Below are 15,949 nucleotides of genomic sequence, written 5' to 3'. Positions count from 1 at the left end.
TAATTAAGTAATTAAATATCAATTTAACCCAAAGACACTTTTCTCATTTTGTTGTGCACCAAAAGTATGCCATTAATTTAAAGTTCGCCAATATTAACATTTCAAATTCAAAAAACATGAATTACATTAAAAAAAAGACATATAATAAGTTATATTTGTATGTGAGTACAAAAAAAGTAGCGCTATTAATCCTGGACGGACTGGGATATGGCAAACAAGATGATTCAAATGCGGTAATAGCCGCAAATACCCCATATTTAGATTATTTATTAAAGACATACCCTAATGCTAAATTAGAAGCTTCAGGAGAAGCTGTGGGACTGCCGGAAGGACAGATGGGTAATTCTGAAGTAGGACACATGAACCTGGGTGCAGGACGTGTGGTTTACCAGGAATTGGGCCGTATACACAAAGCTGTCCGTGAAGGAGTTTTTAACACCCATACCATTATTCAGGACGCATTTAAATATGCGAAGGAGAATGGTAAGAATGTACATTTTATTGGTCTTTTATCAGACGGTGGTGTACATGCACACACCAAACATCTGAAAGGATTGTGTGACGCAGCCCAACACGCCGGGTTAACCAGTGACCAGGTTTTTGTACACGCCTTTTTAGACGGACGTGATACAGATCCAAATTCCGGTATAGGCTATGTAAAAGATCTGCAGGATTATTTAACGCATTCTACAGGTACTCTGGCTTCAGCTATAGGTCGCTATTATGCAATGGACAGAGATAACAGATGGGAACGCGTAAAGGAAACGTATGACCTGCTGGTCAATGGTACAGGCACAGCTACCCATAATATTATTGAAGCTATTCAGCAATCATATGACAACCAGATAACGGATGAGTTTGTAAAGCCTATCGTGATCACCAATGCTGACGGTACACCAAAAGCTGTGATCAAGCCGGGTGATGTTGTCATATGCTACAATTTCAGAACGGACCGTGGCCGTGAAATTACCATTGCACTTACGCAAAAGGATTTTCCGGAATATAACATGCATGCACTGGATCTTTATTACGTAACGATGACATCGTATGACGATACATTCAAAAATGTTAAAGTAGTTTTCCAAAAAGATAATCTAACTGCAACATTGGGAGAAGTATTGGAGAAAAATAACAAAACACAAACCCGTATTGCTGAAACAGAAAAGTATCCCCATGTTACTTTCTTTTTCTCCGGAGGTCGTGAGAAAGAATTTAACGGAGAACACCGTTTATTGATTCCTTCGCCAAAGGTAGCGACTTATGATTTACAACCTGAAATGAGTGCTCAGGGAATTACGGATGCTATCGTAAATGATATGGAAACACAACATCCTGATTTTATCTGTCTCAACTTTGCTAATCCGGATATGGTCGGTCACACCGGAGTATTCGAGGCTGTAGTAAAAGCTGTGGAGACAGTGGACTCCTGTACTAAACAAGTGGTAGAAAAGGGGCTTACACTGGGATATTCTTTCATTATAATTGCAGATCATGGTAATTCGGAATTTATGATCAATGAGGATGGATCTGTCAATACAGCACATACCACGAACCTTGTACCTTGTATACTGATTGATCAGGATTACAAACATGTAAAGGATGGCAAGCTTGGAGACATCGCCCCTACCATATTGAAAATATTAGGTGTAGAGATTCCGGTAGAAATGTCAGGTGATATACTGGTTAGTTAATCGTACAACATAGAAATGAATAATCTTGTATATAAAGTACTGATGGTGATAGGATGCGGTGCTTTATGCTTAACGAGCTGTAGTCAGCCTGCTTCTAAAACAAATAGCGGAAGTGACCAGTATTACTTTTCACTGGATAGTTTTTTTCGTTCCGAGACCGCAAGGTTACAAAAAGAGAATCCGCTCATATCCAAGACAGTTGCTAAGGATGATGAAGAGGAAAGCAAATCCGTAAAAATTAAGAATTGGGAGAATGAACTTTCAGCCTTTACCTCTTCAGATATCAATAAAAGGGCGAATGTAGGATTGTATAAAGTCGAAAACAGAGATTGTGATATTATCTATACAGCCTTACAACCAGGTCTCTCTGTCCAGAAGATTATTATAAGAGAAAATCATCAGGGTGAAGTGAAAGCTATTCAGATTGAAAAGATCACGAACAATATCTTATATAGCACGGAAGAAAATCTGACTTACACAGTAGATTCAGCTTATGTAATAGCTAAAAAACAACACATTAAACTGATGGGAGAGAATAGCTACCATGTATCAGGTAAATTCTAAGTCCTGATCTTTCGAGTAAAAATTTATGAGAGCCTTCCTGATCCGGGGAGGCTTTCTTATTTAATCTTAAAACTTCACCTATTGATATTCTAACTTTACTTTAATTGGACATTTTAAATAGTAATTTTATCAGCTCAAACGTCAGCTTTTGCTGATTTGCCGTCCGGCAACTGAAAAACAGAATTGAAAAACAAAAACATGAGTATTAATACAAAATCCCAACTTACTCCTTCTCTACTATGGCTCATGGCTATAGGAAGCGGACTGGTAGTCGCAAATAATTATTATAATCAACCTTTACTCGCTCTGATGGCGAAAGATTTTGATGTGTCAGAAGCCAGGATCAGCAATATCGCCATGTTGACGCAAATCGGCTATGCCTGCGGACTTCTGTTTATTGTTCCTTTGGGTGATATGGTCAGACGTCGTAATCTTATCCTGATTGATTTTATATTTATTATTGCCTCGCTTATCGGAATGGCGATGACTAAATCTGTTGACTGGTTATTTCCGTTGAGCTTTATGGTAGGTTTTACATCTGTAGTACCTCAGATTTTTGTTCCCATGGCAGCAGAACTGGCCAGTCCTGATAAAAGAAGTTCGGCTATAGGAATGGTCATGAGTGGTCTGCTGATCGGGATTTTACTATCCCGGGTTGTCAGCGGCATTATAGGGGATTATTTCGGATGGCGGGAAATGTACTGGGCTGCTGCAGGCTGTATGGTCGTATTAGGTATACTGATCGCTGTTAAACTTCCGGGAAACAGCCCATCTTTTACCGGCTCCTATAAGGACCTGATGAAGTCATTAGTCCGGTTGACACGGACACAGCCCGTATTAAGATTAGCGGCATTCAGAGGCGCAATGGGATTTGCGGGGTTCAGCGCATTCTGGACTACACTTGTTTTTCATATGGAAGGGGCTCCTTTCCACGATGGTCCTGCGGTGGTAGGTTCGTTTGGCCTCGTAGGAGCTGCCGGAGCTTTGGGTGCTGCCTTTGTAGGCAGATTTACAGGAAGATTTACTTCTTTTCAGATTATTCTGTATGCAATTATTATGATGATTGTAAGCTGGATTGTCTTTTACTTTGGCGGCTATACCTATGTGGGATTGATCATTGGAATTATTTTGGTAGATTTAGGTCTGCAATCTATGCATATCATGAATCAGTCCAGCTATTTTGCACTCAATCTCGGAGCAAATAACAGACTGAATACGGTATATATGGTCACCTATTTTATAGGCGGATCAACTGGCACCTATCTGGCTGCACAGGCCTGGAAATATCAGCAATGGACAGGTGTGGTAGTCGTTGGTACTTTCTTTACCGCATTAGCATTGGCAGCACATCTGGTATTTGATAAAAAGATTAATAATAAAACAGTATAGCATATGAAATTTGGTCAGGTAAATAATCCGGAAGATATAGATTTTTCTCTTCCTTCTACTCCTCCTGAAACACTGGAAGTATTGAGTAAGGGAGATAACAGCAAGCCATTTGAAGTGTATATTGGTTGTGCAAAATGGAATAAAACAGATCTGAAAGGCTTCTATCCACGTGGTACAAAAGACGAATTAGCGTACTATTCTACTCAATTTAACAGCATTGAGCTTAATGCTACTTTTTACAACTCTCCTTCAAAAGAACAGGTGGAGACATGGAAAGAAAAAACTCCTGCAGATTTTAAATTCTTTCCAAAAATTCCGCAATCCATCAGTCATTACAGCAGATTGCTTAACACCAGTGAGAAAGTAACCGCCTTTACAGATGCTGTTGCACTGTTTGAAGAAAAACTGGGCATGGTTTTCCTGCAGATGATTGATAATTTCAAGCCGAAAGATTTTCAGCGTCTGGAAGATTTTGTCCGTGAATTTCCGAAGGGTATTCCTCTGGCTGTCGAGGTGCGTAATGCGGAATGGTTTTCAGATCCGGAAGTGCGGGAGAAACTTTACAAGACTTTACAGCAATATCAGGTATCCAATGTATTGGTCGATACTGCAGGGAGAAGAGATATGTTGCATATGCGAATGACCACACCTACAGCATTTATCCGATATGTAGGAGCCAATCACAGCAGTGATTACAGCAGACTGGATGAATGGATAGAGGTGATCAAAAAGTGGCGTTCAGCAGGATTAGAGAAATTGTATTTCTTTATTCATCAAAATATTGAAGTGGAATCTCCCCTTCTCGCCAATCATTTTATCAAAAAACTGAATGATACCTTTGATCTGGATATCCGCAGTCCCCGAAAGAACGAATTATTTTAATGCTATTATTAGCCAAATGGTGCTGATACAAAAAAATCCTTGCTGTATTCTCAAGCAAGGATTTTTTTGTATACTGGAAGTTCGATTAACCTTCCTGCTCTAATTCTTCAAATTTCCTGAGATCTATACGTGCCCCTTCTTCATCTCCCAGCTTTTCTTTCACGGACGCCCGGTATTGGTACAGATCAGAATAATGCGGATTGAGACGTATAGCATGATCATAATCCTGCAAAGCCCCTACCCAATCTTCCATTTTCTCCAGCAGCTCTGCACGTAAGGTATAGGGATAAAAATCTTCTTCTGTGAGACTGATCCATCGGTCATAATCCAGTTTAGCTAATTGCAGATTTCCAGTCTTTTCATACAGGGTTGCACGCTCTTCAAAAACAACAGCATTATTATGCTGCAGATTTTCCGCATACCTGAAATCTTCTAAAGCCAGTTCACTCATTCCAATTGCTACAAATAATTTAGCCCGATATATATACGCCTGAAAATTATCCGGTGCTAATAAAATTGCCTTGTCAAAATCGAATAAAGCATCGTCATAGCGCAAAAGCCGGGTCTGCAATGCTCCCCGATATACATATAATTCAGCAAGTTCAGGTTGTAAGGAAATGGCAAGTGTATAGTCGTCCAAAGCTCCCCAATACGAGAATGAATATACTTTCTCCAGTGCTCTGTTGATCAAATGATTGACTTTAGAAGGTTCCTGTTTGACCAGTAGATTCAGTTCGCTCAGCTGATCATTATTATCAAGATGTTCGTGTTCGAATTCACGTTGCTCCAGCCACTCAAAAAAGGAATAATAATTGAAATCAAGTTTTTTAGCCACCTGATAATCATAAAAAGCACCCTCATCGTCTCCCATCAGAGAATTCAACAAACTGCGGCAAGCATGAAAAAAAGGCTGTTCAGCAAATTCCTCAATTCCTTTTGTATAGTAACCATGTGCTCCTTCCAGATCGTCTTTGGTATAACAGTTTATAGCTGATACCGCCAGAGAAATCGCAGGAGAATCAACCATGCTAATACGATATTCTCTTTTGTTTTCAGGTAGAGGAAACAAATATAAACCCGTCAGGAGAAAAGATATATTCTGATCCAGACCTAAATGCTTGAATTGTTTTTTCAATCTTAAAATTTGATCATCCAGGTTATCCATACTTCAAAAATACTCAAAACTTTTGTAAGAAAGCTCTTAATTCATATAAAACGAAACATGTATTGCTGCACCTGTACGCCCTTTATCATATAAATAAAAGCCTTCTCTGATCATGTTGTCCACTTCCGGAGAAGGTGCGGTAATCTCATAATAATGCACAGTATCCTTATTGTCATCTATTTCCGTTCTGCTCAGTTTGTATTGCTTGTTATCTACTATTCGCTGATAATCTTCGCCATAACCTTTTCCGAAAAATGAAGAGGTAATCCAAACCATTTTTTGGAGCAATTCGGATGTATTTTCAAATGGAATATCTGTTTCCAGATAAGCATCATATATAAAATGATTGCAACCTCCAATCATCAGTTGCAGACGGTCGCCATTACGCAGGTTGACAGTAAGCTGATGAGTAGTGGTATCCCAGCTACCTTTGAGAGCAGGATCAAATTCCAAGACAGCATCCTTTGTCAATCGTTTCATATCATTGTCGAAGATGCAGTCATCTACTGCAGTTGCTATCGTATCCTTTTTAGCTATTGAATCTGCTTTTAAGGCAACAGCCGTATCCGATTGACTTGTATTCTTAATATTACTGTTAGATTGGCACCCTGCTAAAAAGCAAATACCCGTAAGAAGAAAAGGCACTATAATTTTAAAATTCATTCCAGTCAAATGATGTAATTTTTAAATAAAAATTCCTGATTATTTATTGTACTAAACATTATTATCATTAAAATCAGTGATAAATTCATTTATCACTGATTTTAATGATAATAATGTTATATATATCGTTTTACAATGCGCAGCCTGTGCGTGTATTTATTCCAGTCCTTATTAAAAATCCCTTCAGAATCCATCTTATCAATTCTTATTTTGGCAGAGGCATGAATAATACGTTCACTATCCAACATAATACCGACATGAGTAATTCGCCCTTCTGCATTATCAAAATAGGCCAGATCTCCGGCTTTTATTTCAGGAAGAAAATCTACAGTATTCCCCTGTTCAGCCTGTTGATATGCATCTCTGGGCAATTGCAGATTAAAATGTCTGTACATTAATTGCGAGAACCCGGAGCAATCTATACCAGCCTTTGAACGCCCTCCCCACAGATACGGAACGGCTTCGTATGCACGGGATATTGCGGCTATTTCTGTCCCGAAGGAATTCGTATCCGGTTCAAATACATCACCTTCAATATTATAGTTCACAGCACCGATTTTCATTGTATTATCCTGACCGGTATACACGTAAGTGCCATGTACTAATTGTATGCGTACAAAGCCTGAAACAGCATAAGCCCCTGATAGTCCCACCAACAGACGTTTTGAAGAATAATGTGAGCTGTACTCCTCTATTGAGACATAGGCAAACTGCCCCAACTGTAACCAGCCCTCATAGCTATCGAGGTCTGTTTTTATATATGCCCAGTCTGCGGTTTCTTCCAGAACCTCAAAGCATTCTCCAAACAATAATTGTGATACCATTTCACTGCGATGTGCAGCTTCTGCCCTCAAGGGTACAATAGAAAGATTACAGATTCCAAAAGCCATAATATCAATAGTCTGTAGAACAGTACTAAACATACAGTTATCTTGATACCGTATATCTATGTTTGTTCATTGCTAAAAACAAATTATATAGATATGAAACAAAATGCTTATTTCATATGTTTTATTCCTACGAAGATAATCCTTTAAAACGAAATATTATGACTACAGTACATCCAAAATTCCAACGTGTTCTTGTAGCGATCGACGATAGTCCTTGCTCATTAAAAGCTATTGAGTATGCAAAAGAAGTTACTAAATTATTAAAAACTTCTATTGCTTTAGTTACAGTAGTTCCACCCGCGACACCAGCGAGCTATGGCGCAGATCCGCTTTTGGGACAACAACCGATTATTGTACCTGAAGTTACGGAGATACAGGAAAAATCAGCTCAGGAATTTCTGGAAAGAATAAGCCGGGAATTTGAAGAAGCGAATGAAGTTTTTGTGTTCAACAAGGTGGGCTCTGTCAAACAGGAAATCCTCTCTGTAGCACAGGAATGGGCTGCTGATCTGATTATAATGGGCTCAAATGGCCGTACAGGATTTGATCATTTTATTTCAGGAAGTGTATCTGAAGGTGTAATACGCAAATCATTATGTCCGGTCATGGTGATTCCGGGAAAAGCAGAATAAGTTACTTTTTACGTAACCGGGCCGCAAACATGGTGTCGGCCTGCTGTTCGTACCCCTTCAATGTAACCATTTCCTCGAGCTCACAGCCCAGATGTTCACAGATAAAGTTAACGACGTCCTCATTCTCTTCTTTAAAAACAGAACAGGTGATATATAACAAGGTTTTACCCGTTTTGAGGTGACGTAATACATTCTTCGCAATCTGACGTTGCAGTACGGAGAAATTAGCGATAGTGGATTCCTTAAACTGCGATATCATCTCCGGTGTTCTTCCCCATGTACCGGAACCGGAACAGGGCGCATCCAGAATGATGCCATCAAACAACTCCTTATTAAGTACCGTTAACGGATCATGTGTAAGATCAATAACCTTTTTACGGTAATTTTTGATTCCGGCCAAATCAAAACGCTCATCCAGATTACGGAGTATACTCATACGGATATCAGACACCAGTAATTTTACGGATGGATATTTATCCAGAAAAAGAAGAGCCTTTCCTCCCGATGCGGCACAGGCGTCCCACCAGCTTTCACCATCTTTTGCTTCTATCAGATCAATCGTCTTTTGGGAAGACAGATCCTGTACTTCATAAAGTCCGGATAATCCTTTCAACTGCTGCAGATTTGTTCCGTTACGTAAGGCTAATGTCTGTGGACGAACATTCTCAAATGCAACTCCTGCTTCTGTAAGGATATGTTTTACTTTAGCTTCTGATCCTCTTTTCAATCGGATAAACAGATCCGGTTGCACCAGTTGACTTTGCAGGAACAGCTCTGTATCAATAGGAGCTGACAAATGTTGTTGAAAAGGAAAGAGGTCTGAGCGGTTTATCAAATCCTGGCTAACCAAAAAATCGATCTTATCGGAAACAGAATCTCCTAATCGTGAAGTCCAGTCAGGTTTGTAATAAGAAACGACCGTACTTTCTGTTTCACACAGAAATTCAGCAAGCACAACCCGATCTGTAACCGAAAGTTGTGACGCTGCTTTACCTAACCTGAAAAAGTTATAGCAAAGCCTGGAAGTCATCCGTCTATCGGATGACCCCATCTGCTTGTTATCTTTAAAAAACTGTGTTAAAAACCTTGAGAACGGTTCTTTATTCGGATATGAAGACAGCGCACGTTCAAAATTGCGAATTTGCTGCCCTATACGTCTTTCGTTGACCTCCATTAGCTTACCCAATAGTAAGGGTTATTATTTTGATTGAAATGCACCATTACGGTACACTAAGAAACCAACAGCATTGTTGACATATCCCCATGCAGCATTATACTGGAATTTAAAGGAGTTAGACAATCCGTCAAATTCTTCACTTTCTACATGTGTGGCGTAATCTTTACCATATTTGGCAATCAGTCTTCCAAAGTATTGAGCGGCATCATACCCTTTAAATGAATATTCTGATGGCTCTACTCCATAAGTATCCTTATATGTTGTCTTAAATTTACGCACGGCAGATGAATACGAAGAAAGTACAAATGAAGAACTGATCGTTATCGAATAGTCATCAACATTACTGAATGCCTTAAAGTCAAACTTATCCCATGTCGGATGTCCGAAAATCGCAAATTTGTAAGGTGATTCCAGGTTTTTAGCATCCAGATTACTCAATAATGCTCTAAGCTGTACCGCACTTGTGGTACCTGTGACAATAATATTTTTACCTGTCTGTGTCAGTGACTGATTCAGTTGATCTATGCTCGTCACCGAACGTACATCCAGTTTTTTCTTTGCTCCTGTTATTTCTGTATCAAATCCTGTAAGGAACTGTTTGTGGTCTGCATCTCCGGTATTGTAGACAATGACAACATCTCCGGTATTGTACTCCTTGATAATCTCTTTTGCCATCTCCCGCATATGTACACGTATCGGCGGAGTAAGTGACACAAGGTTAGGATTATTAAATTCTGTAGGCATAGTAGCTGCCAGCGGCGATACCTGCAGAATTTTCCTGTTTACAGAATTTGCACCGAAAGTTTTAATCTCTTTAGGATAAACAGGACCTACAATCAATGAAGCATACTGCACATCATCGGATTTGGCAATAGCTGTAGTACGTACTACATCATCCCGGGAATCCAGCACATTTAAGGTGAAATTAGTACCTTGCTTTGCCAGATCATCTAATCCGGTCTGAAATCCCTGATAAAAGTCCAGTGCCAATGCTGCACGCTTGACATCATTTTCAGATAAAAGATTGGTATTGACAGAAGTCAGCTGGAAAGGAAGAATCAGGGCTATCTGATTTACCATAGCCCTTTTTGCTGCCGCCTTTTGCTCTGCCGGTGACAATTCTTTAACCGTAGTCTTATCTTTATCCTTTTTCTCTGTTGCAGCACCTGTATTTCCACCTTTATAATCAGGTGAACGAAGTACGCCAGTAGTCTTAGGAGAACATGATGTAACAGCCAGTAAAAGTGCTGCTAACAACAGTAAATTATTCCCACTCAATCGTTGCCGGCGGTTTGGAACTGATATCATATACAACTCTGTTGATTCCTTTAACATGATTAATGATTTCGTTAGAAATTTTTGCCAGAAGATCATATGGCAAGTGAATCCAGTCTGCAGTCATACCGTCCAATGAACCTACAGCACGCAAACTTACCACATGCTCATATGTACGCTCGTCTCCCATTACACCTACAGATTTCACCGGAAGGAATATGGTTCCTGCCTGCCATACTTTATCGTACCATCCGGATTCTTTCAGATTACGGATGTAGATATCGTCTGCCTCCTGTAAGATACGTACACGATCCGGAGTAATATCTCCCAGAATGCGTATTGCCAGTCCCGGTCCCGGAAAAGGATGTCTTCCCAGAATAGCCGGATCTACATTCAATGTTTTTCCTACTTTACGTACCTCATCCTTGAAAAGTGTTTTCAGTGGTTCTACAACCTTTAACTTCATAAAGTCCGGAAGACCACCCACATTATGATGTGATTTGATCGTCGCTGAGGGGCCTTTTACTGATATAGATTCAATGATATCAGGATAGATTGTACCTTGTCCCAACCATTTAGCCTCTACTCCTTCAGGTAATTCTTTTTGAATCTCTTTTGCCGCTTCATCAAAAACATCTATAAAGGAAGCACCAATGATCTTTCTTTTTTGTTCAGGCTCTGAAATGCCAGCCAATCTGCCATAGAATAAGTCTTTAGCATTGATTCCTTTGATATTCAGTCCCATATTTTTATACGAATCCAACACCTGCTCGTATTCGTCTTTACGCAGTAATCCGTGATCCACGAAAATACAGTGAAGATTTTCACCGATTGCCTGATGCAATAATACGCCTGCTACAGTAGAATCGACACCACCCGAAAGTGCTAAAATCACATGGTCATTACCTAATTGTTTTTTAAGGTCTGCAACTGTAGTTTCTACAAAAGCATCAGCTGTCCAGTCCTGTTCGCATCCACAGATATCAACCACAAAGTTTTTAAGCAATACCTGACCATCAGTGCTGTGTGTCACTTCAGGGTGAAACTGAATACCGAAAGTCTGTGTACCTTCTACCTGATAAGCTGCTACTCTTACTTTATCTGTACTGGCAATAATCTTAAAGTTTGCCGGAACATCTTTGATCGTATCTCCATGTGACATCCAGACCTGGGACTGTGTCGGTACTCCTACCAATAATGGATTAGCGTCATCTACAAATTGTAAATTAGCACGTCCGTACTCTCTGATTTCCGAAGGTAATACATCTCCTCCGGATTGCTGTGCAATATATTGTGCTCCGTAACACACTCCTAATAACGGGAAACGATCCTGAATAGATTTAAAATCTATTTGTGGTGCATCTTCCTGGCGTACCGAGTACGGACTCCCTGAGAAAATAACACCTTTTACTGTTTCATCAAACTCCGGAAGATGATTAAAAGGATGGATTTCGCAATACACACTTAGTTCACGCACACGTCTGGCAATCAACTGTGTATACTGTGAACCAAAATCAAGAATAATAATTTTTTCTGGCATGGGCCAAAGTTACGGATTTGTACTGAAATATGATTCTATAAAAACAATATAACGACAAAAGTAGTTTGAAATTATCTGTTTACCGCTGAGATATTTATCAGCAACATATTCAGAAAGCAGAATGGGTTTATTTTTTCTTTAAGAAAGGAAAAATACAAAAAAAGCTGCTTTAGATTTTAAAGCAGCTTTCTGCATACTCTTTTATAACTTAAATAATGCCATGTAGCACTAATTGCTGCTCCATCTCTTTCTGAAGAATCAATGCCTCTTCTCTGGCACGCTCGGCGAAGTCTTTTCCATTTGACGCATAGATAATACCACGGGTACTGTTAACCAGTAGTCCACAATCCTTATTCATACCATATTTACAGACATCTTCCAGACTTCCTCCCTGTGCACCGACACCCGGTACAAGCAGAAAATGATCCGGTGCATGCTCACGTATCTTGATAAATCCTTCACCGCGGGTTGCACCTACTACATACATAATCTGCTCGTCCGATCCCCAGGTATTTACTTTATCCAATACTTCTTCAAACAACTGTTTTCCGGAGGAATTGGTAAAATTCTGAAAATCCAGACTTCCCGGATTAGAGGTAAGTGCCAATACTATAGCCCATTTACCTTCAAAATCTAAAAATGGTGTGACCGAATCTTTACCCATATAAGGAGCAATAGTAATCGAGTCAAAGCTCATACCCGAGTTTTGCTGATCGAAAAATGCACTTGCATACATTTTTGACGTATTGCCAATATCTCCACGCTTGGCATCTGCTATACTGAAACAATCCTGAGGTAAAGCTTCCCAAGTCTTGCGCAGAGAATCCCAACCCTTTACTCCATAGCTTTCATAGAAAGCAATATTAGGTTTATACGCTACGCAAAGATCCTCTGTCGCTTCTATAATAGCTTTATTAAACGTAAAGATAGGATCTTCATTATCCAGTAAATGTTCAGGGATCTTAGTCAGATCTGTATCCAGACCTACACACAGAAATGAACGCTTTGTTTTGATTTGTTGAATGAGCGCTGCTCTGGTCATATTAAAAATTCAAAGTAAAAATTGAAAAGTAAGGAAGGATCTTATTTATTAATCAGTTCCTGTATAAAATCCACAACTTCTTTACGGCTGTAATCAGCCATTCCTTCATGTCTGGTTACTATTTCTCCTGCTTTATTCAGTATCAATGTCGTTGGAATAGAACCTCCTAACCAGGTCTGCGGAATCTCTCCTGCAGGAAAGTGTACAGGCATTGTCAGTTTTTCTTCCTGCATAAACTGCTGTGCTTTCTCTGTATCGTTTTCTATTTCTACTATCAGAAAAGCTACTTTATCGTTGTTTTTAAACTTGTCATACAGCTTTTGGATAGACGGCATTTCTGCTTTACACGGAGGACACCAGGTTGCCCAAAAATTAACAAACACCACTTTTCCTTTGAGATCATGTGTCTGAATAGTTTTGCCGGAAGCATCCACAAAAGCAAGGTTAGGTTCTCCTGCTTTAACAGCATTAGCCCCTTCTGGTATGGAGTCAGGTGTTTTCGGCACTTCAAGCTTAGGTTTGAACAGGCCTATTTTCATAAGTCCCTGCTGAAAATAAGCACGACTCGTCGGCCACACCAGCAATGCGATCAGCACAACGAAAACTACATTAATTACAATTTTTTTAGTTTTTGGATTCATCACAAAATAAATAACTTAAGCATCAAATTTTTCTAACTGTTTGAGTAAGATAGCGAAATCCTTTGGATATTCGGCCTCAAACTCATAAGACTTATCTGCAACTTTAAAACGCACCTTTTTGGAATGTAATGCAAAGCGCTTCATGATGGGTTGTTCTTCTTCGTCCTTTGACAATGTAAATCCACGCTTTTTGATTTGAGAAAGATAAACCGGTTTTCCTCTATACATACTATCTCCTACAATAGCCGCATGTTGTGTCGCCAAATGGATACGAATCTGGTGCATACGTCCCGTAATCGGTTTGCACTCCACTAACGTAAAGTGCTTAAAGTATTGTATAGAATTAAAGATCGTCTTGGCAGGTTTACCATTATATCGGTCAATGGTTACATTCTTATTTCCCTGATTAAGAATCGGGAGATCTATTTTGAGATCCTGGAAAATATGAGTTCCTTCTATAATAGCATGATAGGTTTTATCTACCCGTCTTTTTTCAAATTCTATAGAGATCAAACGGTAAGTTTCAGGGTTTTTAGCGATAAGAAGTATACCAGACGTCTCCTTATCCAGCCGATGACAAATCTGTGCCTCGGCATAGTATTTCTTAGCCAGACGCAGTATATTGACTTCTCCGCCTTCACGCTCGTCAAGCGAGGCTATAAAAGGAGGTTTATTGATTACAATAATATTTTCATCTTCATGAATGATCAGATCAGTGAACTTCGGAAATTTAAAGAGTTTAGCTTCGCTTTGCTTCATCCTGCAAATTTACAAAATACCTTTGAGATAGCTGCGATTTACCTTTGCGCATAAGGCCAACAATCATTTATTAGGGTTTTAAAACATAGTTTTGCTTAAAATTTCTATACTTTTGTTTCTTCAACAAACGAAGACATGTCTGTAAACAAAGAAATTACACGAATCACGACTTCTACCATTCAGGAATTGAAGAACCGTAAAGAGAAAATTGCGATGCTGACCGGCTATGACTATTCCATAGCACGTGCACTGGATGAGGGAGGAGTTGAAATCATTTTAGTTGGCGATTCTGCTGCTAATGTATTTGCCGGTTACGAAACTACATTGCCGATGACACTGGACAACATGATTTATCATGCTTCAGCGGTAGTAAGGGGTACCAAGCGTGCGATGGTTGTCGTAGATCTACCTTTCGGAGCTTATCAGGGCGATATCAACGATGCTTATAAGGCTGCTGTTCGCGTCATGAAAGAATCCGGAGCACATGCACTTAAACTGGAGGGTGGTGTAGAAATCATCGAAAATATCCGTAAAATAGTTGAGACGGGAATCCCGGTTTGCGGGCATCTGGGACTTACGCCACAGTCTATTTACAAATTCGGAAATTTTGGTGTAAGAGCTAAAGAGGAAGCGGAAGCAGAAAAATTAAAAACAGATGCATTAGCGCTTCAGGAAGCAGGTTGTTTTGCTGTTGTATTGGAAAAAATCCCAGCTAAGCTGGCAGCAGAAGTATCGGCTTCTTTACATATTCCTACCATAGGCATCGGAGCAGGAAACGGATGTGACGGTCAGGTATTGGTCGTAAATGATATGCTGGGATTAACAAAAGGTTTTAAACCTAAGTTTTTACGTCAGTATCTTAATTTGTATGAGGAAATGACGAAAGCCTTTGGACAGTATGTCGCTGATGTCAAATCTGTAAATTACCCGAACGAAAACGAACAATATTAATTATACTATTTAAGCAAAGATGTTCAAATTTCTGATCATACTCGGATTGATAGGACTGGTGATCTACTTTATTTCACGTAAACTATCCGGCTTAACAGCCTCTCCTTCCGGTGCCATCAGAAAGGGGCAGTTTCTGCTTATGCATACACCTACAGCTTTGATTACGAAGGTTTCAAAGAAAACATTTGTCAATGTAGGCATTGGTATCATTTTGTTACTTATTGTCGTATTGCTGGCTGTTAAGATCAAAATACTATTGTTTCTGCTGCCTATCAGTTTGTATATGATCGGACAGCTTTTTGTACTGACCAACCATGTCAAGGTTGCGCGAAATCAACAAATCTGGTTTGATCCTCAACAGGAAGAAGTTATTGTCGAAAGCCTGAATAAACAGACTATACGATTCAAGCTCATGACTGATGTCAAGGCAATTCAACAGGTAGAAGCAGTACAGCATACAAACGGAGTGGTATTTGGTTATTATCGCATGAAAACTACAGCAGGTATTGTAGAAATACCCTATCTGGTTATGAAAAACGAATCCGTTGATCAGAGCTTTACAAAGGCAGTGCATAAACACTTCTCCCCTTCTGTACAGAAAAGATTATTCCCGATTATATAAATACAGCTATCGTGAAGAAGAAAAAATAAGGGTTCATTTTAGTTAAAATGAACCCTTATTTTTTAT

The 15,949-nt window shown here is 39.5% G+C and carries 16 protein-coding genes; 7 read left to right on the top strand and 9 right to left on the bottom strand.

Going from position 1 to position 15,949, the window contains the following annotated elements:
• The first annotated feature begins 116 nt into the window (after positions 1–116).
• The 4 genes from gpmI to I6J02_RS14405 all read left to right on the top strand — a co-directional run bounded on the left by gpmI (position 117) and on the right by I6J02_RS14405 (position 4,526).
• Entirely contained in the window at positions 117–1,691 is a 1,575-nt protein-coding gene (gene gpmI, locus I6J02_RS14420) for a 2,3-bisphosphoglycerate-independent phosphoglycerate mutase (RefSeq protein ID WP_317191822.1), read from the top strand.
• Positions 1,692–1,706: 15 nt separating this feature from the next.
• Positions 1,707–2,255 (top strand): hypothetical protein, encoded by a 549-nt coding sequence (locus I6J02_RS14415; protein WP_201678551.1) that lies wholly within the window; start codon positions 1,707–1,709, stop codon positions 2,253–2,255.
• A 198-nt stretch (positions 2,256–2,453) separates the two neighbouring features.
• A complete protein-coding gene (locus I6J02_RS14410; RefSeq protein WP_201678550.1) occupies positions 2,454–3,644 on the top strand; it encodes an MFS transporter in 1,191 nt (396 codons plus the stop codon).
• A gap of 3 nt (positions 3,645–3,647) precedes the next feature.
• Positions 3,648–4,526 carry a DUF72 domain-containing protein gene (locus I6J02_RS14405; protein ID WP_201678549.1) on the top strand — a complete coding sequence of 293 codons (879 nt, stop codon included), beginning with the start codon at positions 3,648–3,650 and terminating at the stop codon, positions 4,524–4,526.
• Between the two features lie 85 nt (positions 4,527–4,611).
• Here the strand turns inward: I6J02_RS14405 and I6J02_RS14400 are convergent, their stop codons facing one another.
• From I6J02_RS14400 to I6J02_RS14390, 3 genes are all read right to left on the bottom strand, one after another.
• On the bottom strand, positions 4,612–5,661 hold the full coding sequence (locus I6J02_RS14400; RefSeq protein ID WP_236581922.1) for a tetratricopeptide repeat protein: 1,050 nt from the start codon (positions 5,659–5,661) through the stop codon (positions 4,612–4,614).
• Between the two features lie 66 nt (positions 5,662–5,727).
• Positions 5,728–6,354: a hypothetical protein gene (locus tag I6J02_RS14395; RefSeq protein WP_201678547.1), complete on the bottom strand. Its 627-nt coding sequence runs from the start codon at positions 6,352–6,354 to the stop codon at positions 5,728–5,730.
• A 116-nt stretch (positions 6,355–6,470) separates the two neighbouring features.
• The gene (locus I6J02_RS14390; RefSeq protein WP_236581921.1) at positions 6,471–7,277 is read right to left on the bottom strand and encodes a C40 family peptidase; all 807 of its coding nucleotides are present in this window, start codon (positions 7,275–7,277) and stop codon (positions 6,471–6,473) included.
• Positions 7,278–7,402: 125 nt separating this feature from the next.
• Here I6J02_RS14390 and I6J02_RS14385 point away from each other — a divergent pair, with 125 nt between their 5' ends.
• Positions 7,403–7,876 carry a universal stress protein gene (locus tag I6J02_RS14385; protein ID WP_201678546.1) on the top strand — a complete coding sequence of 158 codons (474 nt, stop codon included), beginning with the start codon at positions 7,403–7,405 and terminating at the stop codon, positions 7,874–7,876.
• Between the two features lies 1 nt (position 7,877).
• Here I6J02_RS14385 and I6J02_RS14380 read toward each other — a convergent pair whose 3' ends face one another.
• From I6J02_RS14380 to I6J02_RS14355, 6 genes are all read right to left on the bottom strand, one after another.
• Positions 7,878–9,050 (bottom strand): RsmB/NOP family class I SAM-dependent RNA methyltransferase, encoded by a 1,173-nt coding sequence (locus I6J02_RS14380; RefSeq protein ID WP_201678545.1) that lies wholly within the window; start codon positions 9,048–9,050, stop codon positions 7,878–7,880.
• A gap of 24 nt (positions 9,051–9,074) precedes the next feature.
• A complete protein-coding gene (locus I6J02_RS14375; protein WP_236581919.1) occupies positions 9,075–10,361 on the bottom strand; it encodes an ABC transporter substrate-binding protein in 1,287 nt (428 codons plus the stop codon).
• The gene (guaA, locus tag I6J02_RS14370) at positions 10,318–11,868 is read right to left on the bottom strand and encodes a glutamine-hydrolyzing GMP synthase (RefSeq protein WP_201678544.1); all 1,551 of its coding nucleotides are present in this window, start codon (positions 11,866–11,868) and stop codon (positions 10,318–10,320) included. Before guaA ends, I6J02_RS14375 begins: the two co-directional genes overlap by 44 nt.
• A gap of 208 nt (positions 11,869–12,076) precedes the next feature.
• Positions 12,077–12,910 carry an orotidine-5'-phosphate decarboxylase gene (gene pyrF, locus I6J02_RS14365; RefSeq protein WP_201678543.1) on the bottom strand — a complete coding sequence of 278 codons (834 nt, stop codon included), beginning with the start codon at positions 12,908–12,910 and terminating at the stop codon, positions 12,077–12,079.
• Positions 12,911–12,951: 41 nt separating this feature from the next.
• Complete coding sequence (locus I6J02_RS14360) at positions 12,952–13,551, bottom strand: TlpA family protein disulfide reductase (RefSeq protein WP_201681735.1); 600 nt, start codon at positions 13,549–13,551, stop codon at positions 12,952–12,954.
• Positions 13,552–13,566: 15 nt separating this feature from the next.
• Positions 13,567–14,310, bottom strand: a complete 744-nt coding sequence (locus tag I6J02_RS14355; protein ID WP_201678542.1) for an RluA family pseudouridine synthase — start codon at positions 14,308–14,310, stop codon at positions 13,567–13,569.
• A gap of 135 nt (positions 14,311–14,445) precedes the next feature.
• Here I6J02_RS14355 and panB point away from each other — a divergent pair, with 135 nt between their 5' ends.
• Together panB and I6J02_RS14345 are read left to right on the top strand one after the other, a co-directional pair.
• On the top strand, positions 14,446–15,261 hold the full coding sequence (gene panB / locus I6J02_RS14350; RefSeq protein ID WP_201678541.1) for a 3-methyl-2-oxobutanoate hydroxymethyltransferase: 816 nt from the start codon (positions 14,446–14,448) through the stop codon (positions 15,259–15,261).
• A gap of 19 nt (positions 15,262–15,280) precedes the next feature.
• A complete protein-coding gene (locus I6J02_RS14345) occupies positions 15,281–15,883 on the top strand; it encodes a hypothetical protein (protein WP_201678540.1) in 603 nt (200 codons plus the stop codon).
• The last annotated feature ends 66 nt before the right edge of the window (positions 15,884–15,949 follow it).

The sequence above is a fragment of the Sphingobacterium spiritivorum genome, assembly GCF_016725325.1.
Lineage (GTDB): Bacteria > Bacteroidota > Bacteroidia > Sphingobacteriales > Sphingobacteriaceae > Sphingobacterium.
This window is presented reverse-complemented; position numbering and strand designations above follow the sequence as displayed.